The organism is Phaeodactylibacter sp., assembly GCF_040219495.1.
Taxonomy (GTDB): domain Bacteria; phylum Bacteroidota; class Bacteroidia; order Chitinophagales; family Saprospiraceae; genus Phaeodactylibacter.
In genome coordinates, this window is the sequence record NZ_JAVJSK010000002.1 from 28754 (window position 1) to 48937 (window position 20184).

Sequence of the window (20184 nt, forward strand, 5' to 3'; positions counted from 1 at the left end):
GTGCAAAACTTAAAGATTGCTCCAAACATGCTCTAAGAGTTTAATTGGAACACCAGATGAATGTGCAAGATAATTATACGTTACCGGACTGTGGTTGTTTCACCGCAAGTTTTTGAAAGGCTTCCCGGCAGGCGTCAGCGTGGGCTTTCCAGGTGAACTGTGCCGCCCATCTGACCGCCCGGCGTTTGAGTTGAGCCCTGCCCTGATCATCGAGCCGGGCTACGGCATGCATCTGCTGCGCAATACTGGCCGGCTGCTGGTAATCTACATAATAGGCAACCTCGCCCCCTACCTCGGGCAGGCTGGAGACAGAAGAGCAGATGACCGGGCAGCTGCAACACATCGCTTCCAGCACGGGCAGCCCAAACCCTTCGTACTCTGAGGGGTAGATCATAGCCAGGGCATGGCTGTACAGCTGAGGCAGGGCTTCATCGGGCACAAAGCCCGTCAGGCGGATGTCTTGCCGGTATGGATGTTGCGACAGCGCACCAAAGAAAGCTTCCGACTTCCAGCCCCGTTGACCAGCTACTACAAGCAGGGCTTCTCCACCTTCCTGCCGGTATTGCTGGTAGGCGTCCAGGAGCCGCACCAGATTCTTGCGTGGCTCTATAGTGCCTACGGTCAACCAATAGGGGGCTTCAATGCCTTGTCTGTCCAGCCAGCTGCGGTCTTCGACAGGAGCCAGGTCGGGGTTTGCTCCGAGGTGGGCGGCAATAACCCGGCCTTTTAAAAAGGGGAAATGCGCCAGCACGTCCTTTTGGGTATGCCTGGAGTTGGTGATGACCAGGCTGGCCCGTTTCAGAATCCCCTTCAGGAATAAGCGCTGCAACAGCTGACTGTGCCAAAGGTGGTACTGTGGGAACAACAAAGGGGTCAGATCGTGGATCACCGTGACCCGGTGCACACGCCGGGGCAAATTGAAGGGGCCAAAGTGGGCAGGCTCAAGGACAACATCAACCTTGTGCCGGCGGAGCAGGAACGGGATGATAAAAAGCATCCGGAAGGCCGCAAAAACCAGCCCGAAGCGATAATTGGGCACCACAAGCGACTGTGTGCCGGGAATAGCTGGAGTGGCTTTCTCGCGCACCAGAATATACTCGTTGGCCTGGTCTTGCTCGACCAAAGCAGTGATCAGCTCCCGGGTATAGACGTGCACGCCGCCCCGCTGATTGTCAATAGGGTCGGCAAGAATAGCTATTTTCATAATTTTCACCTGTGCTGTGCGGCTAAGGTACAATCTTTGCCCTATTCAGTAAATTTTGGAAGCCCCGCCAGGTGGTGGGCAAAGCAAAACCAATCCATTATATTCGCCCCTATGAACACCGAAAAAAAGCGCATACCTAAAACCGGCCGCAGCCCGGAAGCTTTGCTGGCGGAAATGGAAAGCTTTAAATCCGGCGATGTCCGCTGGAAAGAAGGGCGTACCTGGAGCATGGTCTACCAAGTAGATGAGGCACATAACGCCTTATTGAAGCAAGCCTCCAACCTGTTTTTTTCTGAAAGTTATATCAACCCCTTTGCCTTTGAGAGCCTGCAACGGATGGAGAAGGAAGTGGTGGCTATGACCGCGGCTATGCTCCACGGGGACGAGCAGACGGCGGGCACCATGACTTCGGGCGGGACCGAGAGTATCTTCCTGGCTTTGTACACCTACCGGGAGTGGGGGCGGAAAGCCAGGCGCGGGTGCAATGAAGTGGTTGTGCCGGCAACTATACATCCGGCTTTTGAGAAGGCCGCCCACATACTGGGGCTTACCATCAAAAAGGTGCCCGTTGGGGACAGCGGGAAAGCCGATGTGGAGGCGATGGAAAAGCAAATAGGCCCGAAGACCTTGCTGTTGGCAGCCTCTGCGCCCTCTTACCCGCACGGCTTGCTGGACCCGATACCGTCCCTTTCCGCATTGGCCCTGCAACATCAGTTGCCCTTGCATGTGGATGCCTGCATTGGAGGCTTTATGCTGCCATGGGTAGAGCAGTTGCGCCCGGACCTGGTGCATCCCTGGGATTTCAGGCTCCCTGGAGTGACCTCCATCTCAGCGGATACCCACAAATTTGCCTACGGGGCCAAAGGAAGTTCGGTATTGCTGTACCGGAAAATGGACTTCCTCAGGCATCAGTTTTTTATCACGACGGACTGGGCGGGCGGTATCTATGCCTCCGTAACCCTGCTTGGCTCCCGCTCCGGAGGGCCTATTGCTGCTGCCTGGGCGGCCATGAACAGCCTGGGGCAGGACCGCTACCTGGAATTGGCCAAAAAGGTGATGTCGGGCGTGGATCAGCTGAAGGCGGCAATAAATGGCCTACCGGAATTGGAGTTGATCGGGTCGCCATGCATGAATATTCTGGCATTCACCACCCGGAATAACCGCCCCGATATTTTTGTCGTGGCGGATGCGCTGTCAGAGCAAGGCTGGTACGTAGACCGTCAGCAGCGCCCCAACTGCATACACGTGACCGTTATGCCACAAAACCTGCCGGTTTTGCAACAGTACATTGACGACCTGGGCACCGCCGTTGATTTCGCGAAAGCGAACCCACAGGCGAAAGCCAAAGGAAATGCCGCCCTGTATGGTTTGATGGCGCGTATCCCCTTCCGGGGAATGGTAGAACAAAATGTGCGGAAGATGTTCGAAGACCTCTACGGCGAGCCCGCATCGGAGCAGGCAGAGGAAGCCGGTCGGGGAGACAATATACCCGAGCCTGCCCGGTGGATGGGGCTGCTCAACCGGCTGCTCAGCATCAACCCATTCCGAAGGTAGGAGGCATAAAAAACAGAATTGATGATTAATGCCACTGCTATTTTTACAGCAAAAAACTATTTTTGCAGCAAAAGTGACAGCGGCTTAAAGCCTGAAATCTCAACAAGCTCTTGAGGTGTTATGGATTCACGATTTGAGCCGCTATAACCTGTAAACAGACGACAAAACAATAAACATATGTTCAAAAGTATTGATGCCCTTTCCCCTCAGGATAAAAAAGTACTGTACGATGCTGTGCCTCAGGTAGTCTTGCTTGTTGCTGGTGCTGATGGCATTATTGATGATTCCGAGCTGGCTGCCAGCGAAAAGGTAGCTCACGTCAGGTCTTTTGATTTCCACCCGGAGTGGATGGAATTCTACGAAAAACTGGATCAGGACCTCCACGAACGATTGCTGGCAATGATCGTGGATTTGCCGCGGGATACTGACACTCGTCAGACGGAGTTGGTCAACCAGCTTTCCAAAGTTAATGCCGTGCTGAAAAAGATCGATAAGCGGCAAGCCCGGCACTTTTACGAAGGCTTACTCAGCCTCGCGGGCCACGTTGCCAAAGCTTCCGGTGGTTTCATTGGCTGGCTTAGCATTGGGCCCAATGAAGCCAAAGTGACCGATTTGCCCATGATTGATCCAATGTGATAGGATTTTTGAGGGCGTAGTGAACATGCATTTGGATTTCAGGTAAGGAAAATAGTACTTTGACATGTTGCCAGGGTACTTTCCTGGCCTTTATTTCACCAAAACAGAAATCTGATGAAAGGATTACTACTGTCCCTGACCTTAATGTTTGGCTTACTTGCTGCCGTGCCCACTCAGGCGGCTATTGCAGTAGAAGCCGCTGCCACCACTACTGCTGTAGAGGAAGCGCCAACACTGACGAAGAAAGCGTTGCGTAAAAAGAAACGGCAGGAACGCCGTGCAAAACGCAAGGCGATCCGTACCGCTGTCAAAGACTGGCGCAAGGCCGACTTATCGGATGATACACTGCTCTTGATCATCATTACGATCTTGTTGCCACCACTGGGTATGTTTTTGTATGAGGGCGACTTCACCACACGTGTGCTGATATCTTTGCTCTTGTGGCTGTTGTTCTACCTGCCTGGCCTGATTTACACGCTTGTGGTCATTTTGGGTTAGTATTTCCCATAGTTCACATTAGTGGTCTGTCAAGTGTTTGAGTATGTTTGGAGGTGATTTGCAACGTAAAAGTCCTCCAAACGTGCTTTTAGTGCCGGCAGCTCATTTTTTGTACGGTAAATGTCAAGAATGGCCGAAAAGGCCGGTTAGTGGCCGGGCGCTGCTTTGGGGAAACAACAAAGGCTGTACCTATGCCTTTAACAAATAGTAGCTGTTACTTCGCTGTTACGCAGCGTCCAAACAGTACTTACTTGTCATCACAGCACAACACAGCAGCAGGTTCTTAGAGCGTATATTAGAACTTTGCTTTTGAAGCCGGAAATGGGCTGCATAAGGTTCTCAAGAAGCCATTTTCAGGTAAAGAGGTAAAGTGCAAACACGCGCTTACTGCCAAAAAGCAACTACATGTTTATTTGGATAGGGTTTATTACCCTGGTATTTTTTCTTCTGGCGCTTGATCTTGGCGTTTTCAACCGTAAACCACATGCCATCACAACGCGTGAGGCACTCGGGTGGACTTCGGTCTGGGTCAGCCTTTCCTTGTTATTTAGTGTTTTCGTTTACTTCGCTTACGGCAATGGCTGGATAAGTAATCCGGAATCCCTGACCGCCCGGGATGCGGTATTGAAGTACCTGACCGGCTACCTCGTAGAGCAGTCGCTCAGTATGGACAACATCTTCGTGATTGCTATGATCTTCACTTACTTCAGCATACCCCAAAAGTACCAGCACCGGGTACTCTTCTGGGGTATACTTGGTGCCTTGGTTTTCCGGGGCATCATGATCTTTCTGGGGGTAGTTTTGATTCAAAAGTTTGCCTGGCTAACCTATGTGTTTGGCGTTTTCCTGCTGTACTCTGCTTACAAGATGTGGTCCTCTAATGGGGCCGTACACCCCCACCAAAATCCGGTCATCAAGTACGTCAGCCGCCTGATACCCGTGACCAAAGAGTTTGATGGGGAGCATTTTTTTGTGAAGCGGAAACACATCACGGCAGCAACGCCCCTGTTCGTTGCTCTTATGGTGGTGGAGACCACAGATGTCATGTTTGCCTTTGACAGCATCCCCGCTATTTTTGCAATTACCACCGACCCTTTCCTGGTCTTCACTTCTAATATTTTTGCTATTCTGGGGCTACGGTCCCTCTATTTTGTGCTGGCTTCCATTCTTGACCGCTTTAAATACCTGCAGCATGCGTTGGTCTTTATTCTGGCCTATGTGGGCGTGAAGATGCTATTGGTGCACCACGTGCATATTCCGGAATGGATGTCCCTGTTGGTTATCTTTTCCTCTTTGACCGCCGGTGTACTGTTTTCGCTCTACGCTGCGCCAAAGGCAGAAGAACCTCCGGCTGAGCAGGCTGCACAGGATACGGCTAAGTCAGCTGCGGACCAGTTGGATGCAAGCTCAGAGGAGCAGTAGTTACCTCGGTATCAGCATATCCTTCACCACACCCCAAATGGCGAACTCCATATCGGGCTCAAGCATCAGGGTTTCCTCATCGGTCTGTATACTGATTTGCTCTTCCTTCATCAACAGGCGGCAGACGATGAAGCTGCCTTCAAAATAAGCAACGATGATGTCGCGGTGCCTCGGTGTGGCCTGCCGGTCTGCAATCGTAATATTTCCGGTCAGGAAACCTTCGCTGCCCAGTGTTTCCTGCGATACACGTAAGAAAAAAGTGTGCGCCGGGTGGCGAATCAGCGCCAGGCTCAAATCTAGCCGCATAAAATGGTACGCTTCGCCCGGCAGTGGAAAGCTTTTTCCATCACTTTCCGAGACCTGCAGGTAGGGCGTCATCTCACCCATGTCCACAACCGGGACGGTCTGAAAGTCTTCATAAGACAATATTTTTACCATAGCACAGATTGTTTTGTTGATGCAATTTTAAAAACAAATTGTGTTTAATGCAAGCGCAAGCATGATTTTTTGTTGAGAATTGTTTTCCGTCAAGGCTACGCTCCCAATTTACTTCAGAGTTTAGCTATATTCGGGCGAAAATCAGAGGGCCGGTTGAACATCCGGAATTAGGTATCCTTTGAAATTGGAGCAAGTGTTTGGTAGGAGAATGCGGAAGAAAAGCCCGCCCGGGCCGGAGCGCAGTGTTAATCGGGCTGTCCTCCGCTGTTTCGATGGTTCCTGACGGCTTGCTGCTTTTTATTGATCAAAAATTATCAGTTATAATATGGCAGATCCGAAAATCACACAAAAAGCTGCTGACAACATTCGCGTGCTATCCGCCGCAATGGTAGAAAAAGCGAACTCCGGCCACCCCGGTGGTGCAATGGGCGGTGCTGACTTCATGCACATCCTGTTTACGGAGTATATGAACTATGACCCCAAAGACACGGCCTGGCCCTTCCGCGACCGTTTTTTCCTGGATCCCGGCCACATGTCTGCGATGCTGTACAGCCAACTCCACCTGCTGGGGCTATACAGTACGGAAGACCTTCAAAACTTCCGGCAGTGGGGCAGTCCAACGCCGGGCCACCCGGAGCTTGATGTGGCGCGTGGCGTGGAAAACACCTCCGGGCCGCTTGGTCAGGGGCATACCTTCGGCATTGGTGCCGCAATCGCGGAACGCTTCCTGGTGGACCGCTTCGGGGAATGGATGGCGCACAAGACTTTCATTTACATTTCTGACGGCGGTATTCAGGAAGAAGTTTCTCAGGGTGCTGGCCGTACGGCAGGCTACCTGGGCCTCGGCAATGTAGTGATGTTTTATGACGCCAATGACATTCAGCTTTCGAGCGAGGTGAGCGAGGTCATGGACGAAGATACAGGCAAGAAATACGAAGCCTGGGGCTGGCATGTACAAACGATTGAGGGCAATGATCAGGATGCTATCCGCAAGGCACTGGATGCCGCAGTAGCAGAAACAGAGCGCCCCTCCCTGATTATTGGTAAAACGATTATGGGCAAAGGCGCAGTGACAGAAGACGGCAGCTCCTTCGAGCGTCAGGTGTCTACGCACGGTAAGCCTTTGAGCGGTGCGGGCGCTTCCTTCAATAAAACAGTAGAAGCACTGGGGGGTAATCCGGAAAACCCCTTTGCGGTCTTCCCGGAGGTTGCCGAATTTTACGAAGAGGTAAAAACAGAAAAGCACGCCTACGCTGAGCAAAAGCGGACGGAGCATGAAGCCTGGGCTGCAGCGCACCCGGAAAAGGCCGGGCAGTTGGAGGAATTCCTGTCCGGAGAGCTGCCTGAGCTGGACTGGGCGGGCATTAAGCAAAAACCGGGGCAGGCTACCCGGAATGCTTCCGGTGCCGTGCTGAGCTACCTGGCCGACCACCTCGATAATATGATTGTCGCTTCGGCCGACCTCTCCAATAGTGATAAAACAGACGCCTTCCTGAAGAAGACGAGTTCTTTCACCAAAGGCGACTTCAGCGGGGCTTTCCTGCAGGCGGGTGTTTCCGAACTGACGATGGCAGCCCTCTGCACCGGTATGGCATTGCACGGTGGCGTTGTCCCCGTTTGCGCTACCTTCTTTGTCTTCTCCGACTTTATGAAACCTACCATCCGCCTGGCCGCCCTGATGGAGCAGCCGGTGATCTTTATCTGGACCCACGACGCCTTCCGGGTAGGGGAAGACGGGCCTACGCATCAGCCTGTTGAGCAGGAAGCGCAGATCCGCCTGCTGGAGCAGTTGCAAAACCACTCGGGCCGCAATGGCTTCCTGGCACTTCGCCCGGCAGACGTGGACGAAACGACAGTAGCCTGGAAACTGGCTTTGGAAAATACGCATGGGCCAAGCGGGCTAATCCTGTCTCGTCAGGATATTGCCAGCCTGCCGGCCAATGGTAGCCGTTACGAGGCTGCACTGGAAGCGGCAAAAGGCGCCTACATCGTTCAAAAGGAAAAAGGCGGCAACCCGGACCTGATCCTGGTGGGCAATGGTTCAGAAGTAGCCACCTTGATTGAAGGTGCTAAGCTGCTTCAGGAAAAGAAAAAACTCAAAGTACGGGTGGTTTCCGCTCCGTCTGAAGGCTTATTCCGCAATCAGCCTATTGATTATCAGCTCGATGTACTGCCTTACGATGTGCCTACTTACGGCCTTACCGCTGGCCTGCCGGTCACCCTGCGCGGCCTGGTCGGCCCACTGGGCGAGGTCGCTGGCCTGGACCACTTCGGAGCCTCCGCCCCCTATGACGTCCTGGACGAGAAGTTCGGCTTCACTGCCGAGCGCGTCTACGAAGGTGCGGTGAGCTACCTGGAGGATTTTGAGTAAGCTTGTTTTTGCTGGTGTAGCGCTTAATCCAAGCTATTGCCCGGAGCTCTGCCCCAGCTTCATCCTGGTGTAACCTATCGGATCCCGGTAAAAACCGGGACCCGACAGGAGCCTTGGGCTGTTGGTGTAAAGCTTAAGCCAGGCCATTGCCGTGTGCTCTGCCCCAGCTTAAAATCCTGGTGTAACCTATCGGATCCCGGTAAAAACCGGGACCCGGCAGGAGCATTGCGTTGCTGGTGTAGCGCTTAATCCAAGCTATTGCCCGGAGCTCTGCCCCAGCTTCATCCTGGTGTAACCTATCGGATCCCGGTAAAAACCGGGACCCGACAGGAGCCTTGGGCTGCTGGTGTAGAGCTTAACCCAAGCCCCTGCCAAGCGCTCTGCCCCAGCTTTATCCGGGGATAACACCTCTACACTTCTGTTTTTTACGGAATTTAGGCTATTTTGTATACCAAATAAAGGCGGTATGGAGCTTTACCCCAATCAGTCCTTTCACATTTATAACCAAGGGAATAACGAGCAACAGGTCTTCCATTCAGACCGTAATTACAAGTTCTTCCTCTGGAAAATGCGTGCTTACCTGCTGCCTTTTGGTGATTTACTTAGCTATTGCCTAATGCCCAATCACTTTCATTGGTTGTTTTATGTAAAGGCGGCAGAAATCTCGAGGGATACACTATGGTCCCATGTAGATCATATCGAGTGGTTGAGGCGTAAGCAGCAATATGGTGATGCGGCACAAGCTGTTAACCGGCAGCGCATAGGCAGTAAAGAAGATGAACAGGTCATCAGTATCAACCAGTCCATAGGGATCCTTTTGCAGTCGTATGCCCAGGCCATTAATAAAGAGCAGGGGCATACAGGGGTGGTTTTTCGCCCTAAGTGCAAAGCGAAAGATGGTTGGATAGATGAATTTGTAACTGTTGGAGGGGTTACGAATGCTCCCTTTGCCCCCGGAAACGGTTATTTCTACAACTGCTTCTGTTATATCCACGACAACCCAACCGAAGCAGGATTGGTTAGCAAAAATACAGATTGGGATTATTCTTCCGCAAGGGAGTATGCGGGGCTTCGAAAGGGCACATTGTGTAATTTGGAGATGGGGCAGGAGCTGATTCGATATTTGTGATTTTTTAAACTTGCCGTAGAGCGTTGCCTGCTGGTGTAGCGCTTAATCCAGGCCATTGCCAAGCGCTCTGCCCCCGCTTTATCTTGGATAACCTATCGGATCCCGGTAAAGTACCGGGAGGGAAGCTCTCCGACAGGAGGCTTGGGCTTGCTGGTGTAGCGCTTAAGCCAGGCCATTGCCAAGCGCTCTGCCCCAGCTTAAAATCCTGGTGTAACCTATCGGATCCCGGTAAAAACCGGGACCCGACAGGAGCCTTGGGCTGCTGGCGTAGAGCTTAATCCAAGCCATTGCCAAGCGCTCTGCCCCAGCTTTACGTGGGGGCCAACAAAAGGATCGTAAGAAATTACCTGTAATATAGAACCTTAAAAATATGGGAAGAACAGACCTTTTAAAAAGTGCGACTCCTCTGGAGTCGAAGCCACAATTTAAGCTTAAGATTACTGATGTACGACCCCAGTAGGGGTCGACAGTCAGTAAAAAAAGTCTTCCCCCCTTAATTGACGCCGTAGGTGTCACACTTATTCTCCTGGTAGAGGCTATCCTTAAGCAAATCCGGGAAGAAGAACGTAGCGAAGTGGCTCCGAAAGAAACAGTTGCTCTGTATTCCGGGGCAGGATTATTAGAATTTGCGGGTGCTTTGAGCGATGAGGAGGCGGAGCGCATGCAGCAAGCCATCAGTGTAGCCCGGAAAATCAATACCCATGCGTAGTTGCCCCTGATTTTGAAGAATGAAGTGTCCCCTGTCTATTTCCCAATCCACTCCCGTTCCATCGTATCCCCCGCCCGGTAAATCCGGATGAGGCAGTATCTTTTCCAGCGGCGGAAAAATGGCTGCTTGAGAACCCTAAATCTGCCATTTCTGCCTGCCCAAGTGTTTCAATACGCAGGGCAGGTTCGCTACCAAAGCAGCACCTCTAAACAAGCATTGAAAGACAAAAAGTGCGACTCCGCTGGAGTCGATGCTACAACTTGAGCTTAAGATTACTGATGTACGACCCCAGCAGGGGTCGACTGTAAGTAAAAATGCCTTCCTCCTTTAATTGACGCCGTAGGTGTCACACTTATGCTTAAGCAGATTCAGCAACAAGAAAGGGGTGAAAATCAGGATACCCCAAACAACCGCCCCATCTCCAATCTACCTTTAATCCAATCCAGCTCCAATGTATCCCCCGCCCGGTAAATCCGGATGAGGCAGCAGCTTTTCCAGCGGCGGAAAAATGGCTGCTTGAGAACCCTAAATCTGCCATTTCTGCCTGCCCAAGTGCTTCAATACGCAGGGCAGGTTCGCTACCAAAGCAGCACCTCTAAACAAGCATTGAAAGACAAAAAGTGCGACCCTGCCCGCTTGCGCACGGCAGACAGGTCCGCTGGAGTCGAAGCCACAATTTAAGCTTAAGATTACTGATGTACGACCCCAGTAGGGGTCGACAGTCAGTAAAAAAATGGTCTTCCCCTTTAATTGACGCCGTAGGTGTCACACTTATGCTTAAGCAGATTCAGAAACAAAAAAGAGGCAAAAATCAGGATGCCCCAAACAACCGCCCCATCTCCAATCTACCTTCAATCCAATCCAGCTCCAATGTATCCCCCGCCCGGTAAATCCGTATACAGCGGTAGCCTTCCGCAGCGGGCTCGGTGTACTGCTCCAACTGCTGCTTCGGCAGGTTGATGATCCAAACTTCCGGGATGGTTGCGACGCCAAAGGAGGCAAATGAATTTAAACACAGGCCCCGGGAGTATAAGGGCTATGCTTCACTCTTTATGGAAATGCTGGGCCCGCCAGGAGAGCACCTCTGCAATCCATATCCCCTCAGCATCCACCGCAATCCAGTGGGGAAGGCTCAGCTCGCCTCGGGCGAAACCTCTGGGTGGTGCAAACTCGCCTACCTTTCGGCCATTAAGATCAAAAAGGAAAACCTTGGTGGCCACTCCATCCAGGGAGTACAGATAACCGTCGTGGATTTTGATGGAATAGGGGTAGCCCGTATTGTCCCACTGATCCAGATAATGGCCATCAAGATCAAAAATCTGTATGCGCTTATTCTCCCGGTCGCCTACATAGACTTTACCATCGTGCACGGTGACGCAGTGCGGCAGGTCAAATTCTCCGGGTTTAATACCTTTCGTACCCCAGGTTCTGATGTGCTCGCCGGCTTTATTGAACTTCACCACCCGGTTGTTGCCATAGCCATCGGCGACATAAATACTACCGTCTGGGCCAAAGTCAACATCTGTAGGTTGATCAAAGATGACGTAGTTCCACTTTTTCATATACTCGCCTTGCTGCCCCTTTCTGCCCAGTACTTTCAGGACTTCGCCTGCAGGAGAAAACTGAATGACGATATGGCTGCCCACATCAGTCGTCCAGATGTTGCCATCGGCATCAATCTTTAGCCCATGGGGTACCTCGAAGGTATTCTGGCCTGCTCCGATCTCTTTAATAAAGGTGCCGTTTCCATCAAACTCTAGCAGTTTGTGGTCGCCTCGGTTAAGAACGAAGATGTGGCCTTCGGCATTCTTCTCCACTGCTGCCACTTCGCCCAGCAGCCAGCCATCGGGTAGTTGCAGGCGCAGCCCGGAGGCGGTGTACTGGGCAGCAGGTTGGGCGGTAAGAGCGAGGGCCAGGCTTATGGAAAGAGCCAGTAAAAAAATCATCCGGATCATAACAAGTCCTTTTTTTGGATAAAAATAGCCCTCCGCTACAACCAACTTTCATGGGCTTTCCTGTATATTACTACCGTACAGGCTTTTGTCTTAACGGTGAACCTCCGCCCTGGCATACCGTTCCAACAACAAAACAACGCCACATGCGTATTTTACTCACCGGCGCGACCGGTTATATCGGAAGACGGCTCCTCCCTGTGCTCCTGGAGGGAGGATATGAGGTAATATGCTGTGTTCGCAATGCTGCCACTTTTGAAGTGCCGGAAGGGTGGGAGGCACAGGTAGATATTTTTCAGGTAGACTTCCTGAACCCGGTACCGGTTGAGGTGGCGCCCCTGGAATTTGATGTGGCTTTCTACCTGATCCACTCGCTCTCCGCTGCTATTGATGACTTCAAATCTCTGGAAGAACAGGCCGCTACGAATTTCAAGGCCTACCTGGAAGCAACGTCCTGTCAGCAGATTATTTACCTCACGGGCATCGTCAACAGCGATGAACTGTCAAGCCATCTGGAGTCCAGGCTGCGGGTGGAGCAAATACTGGAAGGGGGCAAAGTACCCCTTACAGCGTTACGTGCAGGAATTATCATCGGTTCCGGCAGCGCTTCCTTTGAAATCATCAGAGATTTGGTGGAAAAACTGCCGGTAATGATTGCCCCGCGCTGGCTGAGTACCCGCTGTCAGCCGATTGCGATCCGGGATGTCATCAAGTTTCTGACTGGTGTGATGCTCAAAGAACAGTACTATGGCAAAAATTTCGATATCGGTGCAGAGGATATCCTGACCTACAGGGAAATGCTGCTCGGATATGCCATGGCGCGTGGTTTGAAGCGGTACGTGTATATCGTCCCCGTCATGACCCCGCGTTTGTCTTCTTATTGGCTTTACTTCGTAACGTCCACCACCTACGAACTGGCGGTCAATCTTGTGAATAGTATGAAGATTGACGTCATTTGCCGGCCTAATAATCTTGCCCAGGAGTTGGGGATTGACTTAGTGCCCTACAAAAAGGCAGTAGCGCTCGCCTTTGATAAAATCCAGCAAAATATGGTCGTGAGTAGTTGGAAAGATTCTCTGGTGTCCAGCTCAGCCAAAGCTTCTCTGAACCGTTACATAGAGGTGCCGGAGTATGGTTGTTTTAAGGACGAGCAAATCATTCCAATTGCTCATAATACACCAGATGCAGTCTGGCAAAATATAGTTAGCATTGGTGGGGAAAGAGGCTGGTACTATGCCAACTGGCTATGGAAACTGCGGGGCTACCTGGACAAGCTCGTCGGTGGCATCGGGCTGCGCCGGGGGCGTACCCACCCCACCCGCATCCACGATGGCGATGCCCTCGACTTCTGGCGGGTGCTCATTGCCGACGAAGACAAACAACGGCTCCTCCTTTACGCCGAGATGAAGCTGCCCGGTGAAGCCTGGCTGGAATTTCGCATTCAGCACAAAGACGGGAAAGCCTACCTGCGGCAAAAAGCAACCTTCCGGCCCTTTGGCGTTGCCGGACGCCTTTACTGGGGTGCCATACAGCCCCTTCACTACTTTGTGTTCCGTGGCATGGTCGACAATGTAGAGCGCTTCCGGGAAGAGCAATAAAGCCTCTGATTTTTTTGAAAAAAAACGGCCTTCTGGAAATCTGATCTTTCCTTTAGCTCGTAAGCCTATTGAAATCACCCGATAAATCATTTTTTAATTGAAAAGTAAGCTATGAAAAATTGTATTGCATTAGTAACCAGTATTATGATGGTCGCGCTCTTAGGTTCTCCCTTGCAGGCTCAGTACGATGGAAAAGCAAAGATGAAGAAGGAAAAAACCAAGATGATGGGCGAAAAGGACATCGTTGATGTAGCGGCTTCTTCCAAAATGCATACCACCCTTGTCGCTGCCGTAAAGGCTGCCGGTCTGGTAGAAACCCTGCAACAGCCCGGGCCTTTTACCGTGTTTGCACCAACCAATGCGGCTTTTGAGAAGCTGCCGGAAGGCACCGTAGCCACGCTCCTGCTCGAAGAGAACAAGGAGAAGCTGCAGGCTTTGCTGACGTACCACGTTGTGCCGGGCAAAATCACTGCCGATCAGGTCGTGAAAGCCATTAAAGCCAACGACGGCACCGCTACCCTGACCACCGTCAATGGCGCAGAACTCAAAGCAATTGCTGAAGGCAACGCCGTCTACCTGATTGATGAGAATGGCAACCGCGCCCAGGTCTTTAAGACTGACCTTGAGGCGTCCAACGGCACCATTCACGTCATTGATACCGTGGTGATGCCATAGCAAGCCAGGGTTTATCAACCTGCATTAACGTAAACAACAGGCTTAAAATGCCTATTTGACAGACTTGGCAAGTGCCCGTATCAGGGTTTTGCCAAGTCTTTTTTTGTCTAGCCTTTATTTATAGTATCTCTCCAATTGAACCGACGTTACAGTCCCCCTGAACCCCCCGCCTGCACATCTGTTACAACAGAAGAACCAACCAACTACTCATGCGATATTTACTGACTTTAACGTTACTGCTCGGGCTTATGGCCTGCGCCAACAACACCAACGTATCTGAAGAGCTGCCGGCAACGACCAAGGCAAAGTCCAGCCGCTGGTCAGACCCTACGCTTATCCTGCCCGATAATTTTGAAGCCGTAGTGGTTGCTGATTCCGTAGGCAGAGCCCGGCACATTGCGGTACGCGACAATGGCGATATTTACATACAATTGCAACAACTAAAAGACGGAAAAGGCATTGCTGCCCTGCGCGATAATGACGGCGACGGCCGGGCTGATACCCTGGCTTACTTCGGTGCGCATACCGGCACCGGCATGGAAATTTACAAGGGCTACCTGTACTGCTCTTCCACAACGGAGGTTTTCCGCTATCCACTACCGGAAGACGGTGCTCTTGTCCCCGACGAAGACAGCCGCGAACTCGTGGTGAGCGGTTTCCCGCAACAAGGCTCACACGAAGCCAAGTCCCTGACCTTCGACAACGACGGGCACCTGTATGTCAATGTAGGGGCACCTTCTAATTCCTGTATGAAAGAAGCGCGCACGAAAGGCTCCACCGGGCAGGACCCCTGCCCTCAGCTGGAATGGCAGGCCGGCATCTGGCAGTTTGATGCAGCCCAAACCGGGCAATCCCAGCAAGCCAACGGGACCCGCTTCGCTACCGGGCTGCGCAATTGCGTAGGCATTCAGTTCAACCATGAAGGCAATCAGCTGTACGCTATGCAGCACGGGCGGGATCAGCTCAGCTACCTTTTCCCGGGTATGTACAGCTATGAGCAAAACGCCGAACTGCCTTCCGAGGAATTCCTTAAAGTAGATCAGGGCGACGACTTCGGCTGGCCGTACTGCTATTTTGATCACAAGCAGGGCAAGAAAGTACTGGCCCCTGAATACGGTGGTGATGGAAAAACGCAGGGCCGGTGTGAAGGTATAGAAGCGCCCGTTGTTGCTTTCCCCGGGCATATGGCACCCAATGACCTGGTCTTTTACCAGGGCGATCAGTACCCGGAGCAATACAAAGAAGGCGTATTCATCGCTTTCCATGGCTCCTGGAACCGGGCACCCCTGCCTCAAAAAGGCTACTTCGTGGCTTTTGTGCCCATGCGCAACGGTGCCGCTACCGGCGACTGGGAAATCTTTGTGGACAATATCGCTGCCGAGACCACCATCGAAAAACCCAAAGATGCCAAACATCGCCCCACCGGACTGGCCGTCGGGCCCGATGGCAGCCTTTACATTACCGACTCCGTAGAGGGAAAGGTCTGGAAAGTCCGCTACCTCGGATAAGTAAGAGCGTGTTGGGGTTTTGGTCTCCCAGTCAAAAAGTACAGTTTATAGACCGATTACTAAGGCCCCAACACGCTCTAAATCAGCAGCGGCCCACTGGCTTAGAATTCCCCCGTCAATTTCTTACCTTTGCTAACGAACATTCATTCGTACTCTGAAGTCTGTTGATTAACGCATTAACCAAACCATGACTGATAAAACCAAACTAGGCGCTGTAACTATGGATATCAGTGCGAAGGGCATTGCCCGGATCACTTTCGAACACCCCGCAAGCAATTCACTGCCCGGCCGCCTGCTGGCACAATTGGCCGAAACCATTACTACAGCGGGCAAGGACCCGGCAGTAAAAGTCATCATCCTGCAGAGTGCGGGCGACCGTGCCTTTTGCGGCGGTGCGAGCTTTGACGAGCTGATTGCGATCAAGGACCTGGATACTGGCAAACGCTTTTTTATGGGGTTTGCCAATGTGATCAACGCCATGCGCAAGTGCCCTAAGTTCATCATTGGCCGCATACAGGGCAAAGCAGTTGGCGGTGGGGTAGGGCTATGTTCAGCTACGGACTACTGCATTGCCAGCCAATGGGCTTCTGTGAAGCTAAGTGAGCTCGCCATTGGCATTGGCCCCTTTGTCGTTGGGCCAGCCGTGGAGCGCAAAGTAGGTAAATCAGCTATGACGCAGATGGCGATCAATGCCTCGGAGTGGCGCACCGCACAGTGGGCGAAGGAAAAAGGACTCTTTGCAGAAGTCTTTGACACCGTCGAGCAATTAGATGCCTACGTGAGCCACCTGGCTGAAAAGCTGTCTACCTACAGCCCCGAAGCGATGCGGCAGCTCAAGGCTGTCTTCTGGGAGGAAGCCCAAAACTGGGATGAATTACTGGAAACCCGCGCTGCAGTGAGTGGCGAACTCGTGCTTTCTGACTTCACCGTTAATGCTATTCATGCTTTCAAGCAAAAAGCCTGATATGGACCCCAGAGCAATTTTGAAAGACCAGTTTTTGCAAATCGTGGATCAGCAGCTTAAGGACGATGACCCGGTACATACCCGGGTCACTTTTGAGCGGCTACAGGCAGCCGGCCACAACAAAGAAACCGTCCGCCTCATGATCGCCCAGTGTGTGGCGGCAGAAATGCGGACAGTCATGATCAGCGGAGAACCCTTTAATGCGGCCCGCTATGCTCAAAATCTAGATCGTTTACCCGAACCGCCAGAATCCAAATCCTAATGGTAAAACGAACGGCATTAGAAGAGAATCTTCAGCCTACGGTTTTCTACGAAACCTATGACCCAGCACTGCTGACTTTTGTAAACCGGGTGGTGAAAGGAGCCCGGTCGCCCATTGCGAAAGCCGTTAAGTTGTACTACGCCGTTCGCGATGGCTGGCGGTACAATCCCTATGATATCCGGTTGGAGCCCGACGCCCTGAAAGTATCGGCTTTACTGCCAAGGTCCGATGGGCACTGCATTGATAAGGCTATCTTGCTTATTGCAGCTTGCCGGGCGGTGGGCATTCCTGCCCGCCTTTGCCTTTCAAAAGTGCGTAACCATATCGCTGCCGAACGAATGACAGCGGCCTTTGGCACCGATGTGCTGGTACCCCACGGTTATGCCGAGCTCTGGCTCAATGGCAAATGGGTGAAAGCCACGCCGGCCTTCAATAAAGGCTTGTGTGACCGTCTTGGTGTTGCACCGCTTGAATTCGATGGTCATCAGGACTCCCTCTTTCAGGAGTTTGACCATTCAGGGGGAACTTTTATGGAGTACCTTGAAGACTACGGAGCTTTTGCGGATGTGCCTCTGCAGCGTATGCGGGAACTCATGCAGGCGCATTATCCGGAGGCTTACGCCAACTACCTGAAGCACGGACAGCTGATGATGGAAAATTAGAGCTTGTTGAGATTTTGCTTTTGGAGCGAACGTAACCAAATTTCGTTCTGATCGAGGCGCGATGAGGGAGCATAGCCATAGCTACGTGACCGAAGAGCAACAAAGAGCAGGACAAAATTTGGCAAGAGTAGCCCAAAGTGTAAAATCCCAACAAGCTCTTAGAGCTTCGTCAAGTATGAAACAACGGGTAATCTGTGGCATCTTTTTGCCCAGCTCTGCGTTAGCGAACCGCTCATGTAGCTCCACGAGGGAAGGAGGTTAAAGAGCCCCCTTTCCGAAGTTAATCGCCAACCGCCGCTCCTGATATTCAGTGGGACAGGCTTTGATCTGGACAAAAACCTGCTGACACCTTGATTCCGCTTGTCATATTTTACAAAGCACTAATGCTCTGTTTTGACTAAAATTATACGAAATATCCTGACCAAACCATGAATAAAACCGCCATGAAAATTGCCAAGAAATCTCTGCTCGAAGGGTTCCGCCTGATGGCAACAGCTAAGGCCATGACAGAGGTTTATGAGGAGAACTTCAAATTTGTTTCCAAATACGTCCACGCGACTTCCCGTGGGCACGAAGCCATACAGCTCGCGGCGGGGATGCAATTGCTGCCACAGGATTATGTTGCGCCCTACTACCGGGATGATGCGCTATTGCTGGGCATTGGTATGCAACCCTATGACCTGATGCTGCAGCTGATGGCGAAGCGGGACGACCCTTTTTCCGGTGGCCGGACGTATTATGCTCACCCCAGCCTGAAGGATGACGATAAGCCTAAAATCCCGCATCAGTCCTCCGCGACAGGCATGCAGGCGATCCCGACTACCGGTGTGGCTATGGGCATTCAGTATAAAGAACAACAGGGCCTGGCGGAAGACTTCGGGGGCAAAGATCCGGTAGTGATTTGTTCACTAGGGGATGCCTCGGTGACAGAAGGAGAAGTAGCTGAGGCGCTACAGATGGCGGCCCTCAAGCAGTTCCCTATCATTTACCTGGTACAGGATAACGGCTGGGATATTTCTGCCAACGCTGCCGAGACCCGCGCTCAGAATGCAGCAGAGTACGCCGCAGGTTTCAAAGGCATCGAAGTGGAAAGTATCGACGGCAGTGACTTTGCGGCCAGTTATGATACCTTGCGCAAAGTGATTAGAAAGGTCCGTCAGGAACGCCGCCCCTTTCTGGTGCACGCTACAGTCCCTTTACTCAACCACCACACTTCGGGGGTGCGCAAAGAGTGGTACCGGGACGACCTGGAGGAAGCGGCAGAGCGGGACCCTTATCCGGTATTGCGCGACAAGCTGGTCAACGAAGAAGTAGCTACGGAAAAAGCCCTGCAAAAGATAGAAGCGGATGCCCGTACGTTAGTGACCGAACACTTCGAACGCGCCAAAGCTGCGGAAGACCCCAAACCCGAGGATTTGTACACCCACGATTTTGCCCCTACGCCCATTACCGAAGAGCGGGGCGAACGGGAGCCGGCCGGCGGTACACCTACCGTGATGGTGGACAGTGCCCTCTTTGCGGTTGAGGAATTAATGCGCAAACATAAAGAGTGCCTGTTGTACGGTCAGGATGTGGGCGGGCGGCTCGGCGGCGTATTCCGGGAAGCTGCCACCCTGGCACAGAAATTTGGCGACGATCGTGTTTTCAATACCCCTATACAGGAAGCTTTCATCGTGGGCAGCACCGTGGGGATGTCCGCTACCGGGCTGAAACCTATTGTAGAGGTGCAGTTTGCCGACTACATCTGGCCCGGCCTGAATCAGCTGTTCACGGAAGTCAGCCGGTCCTGCTATCTTTCTAATGGCAAATGGCCGGTCAGCAGCATTATTCGGGTGCCGATTGGTGCGTACGGTAGTGGCGGCCCTTACCATTCTTCCAGTGTGGAATCGGTGGTGACGAACATCCGGGGCGTAAAAATCGCCTATCCGAGCACCGGAGCCGACCTCAAAGGGCTGCTGAAGTCCGCCTACTACGACCCAAACCCGGTAGTCATTTTCGAGCACAAAGGGCTATACTGGTCAAAAATGAAAGGCACCGAAGCTGCCAAGACCATTATGCCGGATGAGGACTACGTGATCCCGTTTGGGAAAGCGCGGGTGGCTTTACAGGCCAATCCGGAGCAGATAGAGGCAGGCGATTCCCTGGCAGTAATCACCTACGGTATGGGCGTGCACTGGGCGCTGAATGCGGCCAAAGCTTACCCCGGACAAGTGGAGGTCATCGACCTGCGCACCCTCAGCCCGGTGGATGAGGAGGCCATGTATGATGCTGCCCGCCGCCACAACAAAGTGCTGGTGGTCACCGAAGAGCCGGTACACAATACCTTCGCGCAGAGCCTTGCCGCCCGTATTCAGGAAAAATGCTTTGAGCACCTCGATGCACCGGTACGCACGATCGGTTCTGAGAATATGCCGGCTATCCCGCTCAATGAGGTACTGGAGCGGGCTATGGTGCTTTCCATGGAGCAGGTGCAGGAGGCGATAGGGGAGGTGCTGGCGTATTAGTTCAAGTCAGGTGGCGGCTTTAGGTTTGCCACCTGGCTTGAACTACCAGACCAGGGGTTTGGCCCGGTCTCCGTTCTCACCGCAGGCCGCACTCTGAT

The 20184-nt window shown here is 52.4% G+C and carries 18 protein-coding genes; 14 read left to right on the forward strand and 4 right to left on the reverse strand.

The window, feature by feature from the left end:
• Positions 1 to 73 precede the first annotated feature (73 nt).
• Positions 74 to 1204, reverse strand: a complete 1131-nt coding sequence (locus tag RIC19_RS00435) for a glycosyltransferase family 4 protein (RefSeq protein ID WP_350175690.1) — start codon at positions 1202 to 1204, stop codon at positions 74 to 76.
• Between the two features lie 111 nt (positions 1205 to 1315).
• Between RIC19_RS00435 and RIC19_RS00440 the strand changes: the two genes are divergently transcribed.
• The 4 genes from RIC19_RS00440 to RIC19_RS00455 all read left to right on the forward strand — a co-directional run bounded on the left by RIC19_RS00440 (position 1316) and on the right by RIC19_RS00455 (position 5314).
• On the forward strand, positions 1316 to 2758 hold the full coding sequence (locus tag RIC19_RS00440; protein WP_350175692.1) for a pyridoxal phosphate-dependent decarboxylase family protein: 1443 nt from the start codon (positions 1316 to 1318) through the stop codon (positions 2756 to 2758).
• Positions 2759 to 2935: 177 nt separating this feature from the next.
• The gene (locus RIC19_RS00445; protein ID WP_350175694.1) at positions 2936 to 3394 is read left to right on the forward strand and encodes a hypothetical protein; all 459 of its coding nucleotides are present in this window, start codon (positions 2936 to 2938) and stop codon (positions 3392 to 3394) included.
• A gap of 114 nt (positions 3395 to 3508) precedes the next feature.
• Positions 3509 to 3892 carry a YqaE/Pmp3 family membrane protein gene (locus RIC19_RS00450; protein ID WP_350175696.1) on the forward strand — a complete coding sequence of 128 codons (384 nt, stop codon included), beginning with the start codon at positions 3509 to 3511 and terminating at the stop codon, positions 3890 to 3892.
• Positions 3893 to 4297: 405 nt separating this feature from the next.
• Positions 4298 to 5314: a TerC family protein gene (locus RIC19_RS00455; RefSeq protein WP_350175698.1), complete on the forward strand. Its 1017-nt coding sequence runs from the start codon at positions 4298 to 4300 to the stop codon at positions 5312 to 5314.
• Here the strand turns inward: RIC19_RS00455 and RIC19_RS00460 are convergent, their stop codons facing one another.
• Complete coding sequence (locus RIC19_RS00460; RefSeq protein WP_350175700.1) at positions 5315 to 5752, reverse strand: LexA family protein; 438 nt, start codon at positions 5750 to 5752, stop codon at positions 5315 to 5317.
• Positions 5753 to 6077: 325 nt separating this feature from the next.
• Between RIC19_RS00460 and RIC19_RS00465 the strand changes: the two genes are divergently transcribed.
• The 3 genes from RIC19_RS00465 to RIC19_RS00475 all read left to right on the forward strand — a co-directional run bounded on the left by RIC19_RS00465 (position 6078) and on the right by RIC19_RS00475 (position 9961).
• Positions 6078 to 8123 (forward strand): transketolase family protein, encoded by a 2046-nt coding sequence (locus tag RIC19_RS00465; RefSeq protein WP_350175702.1) that lies wholly within the window; start codon positions 6078 to 6080, stop codon positions 8121 to 8123.
• 466 nt (positions 8124 to 8589) lie between these two features.
• Positions 8590 to 9252: a hypothetical protein gene (locus RIC19_RS00470; RefSeq protein ID WP_350175704.1), complete on the forward strand. Its 663-nt coding sequence runs from the start codon at positions 8590 to 8592 to the stop codon at positions 9250 to 9252.
• Between the two features lie 574 nt (positions 9253 to 9826).
• A complete protein-coding gene (locus tag RIC19_RS00475) occupies positions 9827 to 9961 on the forward strand; it encodes a hypothetical protein (RefSeq protein WP_350175706.1) in 135 nt (44 codons plus the stop codon).
• Between the two features lie 811 nt (positions 9962 to 10772).
• On the opposite strand, the gene RIC19_RS00480 is transcribed toward RIC19_RS00475, so the two are convergent.
• Positions 10773 to 10901: a hypothetical protein gene (locus RIC19_RS00480; protein WP_350175708.1), complete on the reverse strand. Its 129-nt coding sequence runs from the start codon at positions 10899 to 10901 to the stop codon at positions 10773 to 10775.
• 103 nt (positions 10902 to 11004) lie between these two features.
• On the reverse strand, positions 11005 to 11916 hold the full coding sequence (locus tag RIC19_RS00485; RefSeq protein WP_350175710.1) for a peptidyl-alpha-hydroxyglycine alpha-amidating lyase family protein: 912 nt from the start codon (positions 11914 to 11916) through the stop codon (positions 11005 to 11007).
• Positions 11917 to 12059: 143 nt separating this feature from the next.
• Here RIC19_RS00485 and RIC19_RS00490 point away from each other — a divergent pair, with 143 nt between their 5' ends.
• The 7 genes from RIC19_RS00490 to RIC19_RS00520 all read left to right on the forward strand — a co-directional run bounded on the left by RIC19_RS00490 (position 12060) and on the right by RIC19_RS00520 (position 20086).
• Positions 12060 to 13511 (forward strand): SDR family oxidoreductase, encoded by a 1452-nt coding sequence (locus tag RIC19_RS00490; RefSeq protein WP_350175712.1) that lies wholly within the window; start codon positions 12060 to 12062, stop codon positions 13509 to 13511.
• 111 nt (positions 13512 to 13622) lie between these two features.
• The gene (locus tag RIC19_RS00495; RefSeq protein ID WP_350175714.1) at positions 13623 to 14186 is read left to right on the forward strand and encodes a fasciclin domain-containing protein; all 564 of its coding nucleotides are present in this window, start codon (positions 13623 to 13625) and stop codon (positions 14184 to 14186) included.
• Between the two features lie 209 nt (positions 14187 to 14395).
• A complete protein-coding gene (locus RIC19_RS00500; RefSeq protein WP_350175716.1) occupies positions 14396 to 15694 on the forward strand; it encodes a PQQ-dependent sugar dehydrogenase in 1299 nt (432 codons plus the stop codon).
• Positions 15695 to 15881: 187 nt separating this feature from the next.
• Positions 15882 to 16658, forward strand: coding sequence for an enoyl-CoA hydratase/isomerase family protein (locus tag RIC19_RS00505; protein WP_350175718.1), 777 nt, complete (start codon positions 15882 to 15884; stop codon positions 16656 to 16658).
• Between the two features lies 1 nt (position 16659).
• On the forward strand, positions 16660 to 16920 hold the full coding sequence (locus RIC19_RS00510) for a hypothetical protein (RefSeq protein ID WP_350175720.1): 261 nt from the start codon (positions 16660 to 16662) through the stop codon (positions 16918 to 16920).
• Complete coding sequence (locus RIC19_RS00515; RefSeq protein WP_350175722.1) at positions 16920 to 17582, forward strand: transglutaminase-like domain-containing protein; 663 nt, start codon at positions 16920 to 16922, stop codon at positions 17580 to 17582. Before RIC19_RS00510 ends, RIC19_RS00515 begins: the two co-directional genes overlap by 1 nt.
• Positions 17583 to 18010: 428 nt before the next feature.
• Positions 18011 to 20086 (forward strand): alpha-ketoacid dehydrogenase subunit alpha/beta, encoded by a 2076-nt coding sequence (locus tag RIC19_RS00520; protein WP_350175723.1) that lies wholly within the window; start codon positions 18011 to 18013, stop codon positions 20084 to 20086.
• Positions 20087 to 20184 lie beyond the last annotated feature (98 nt).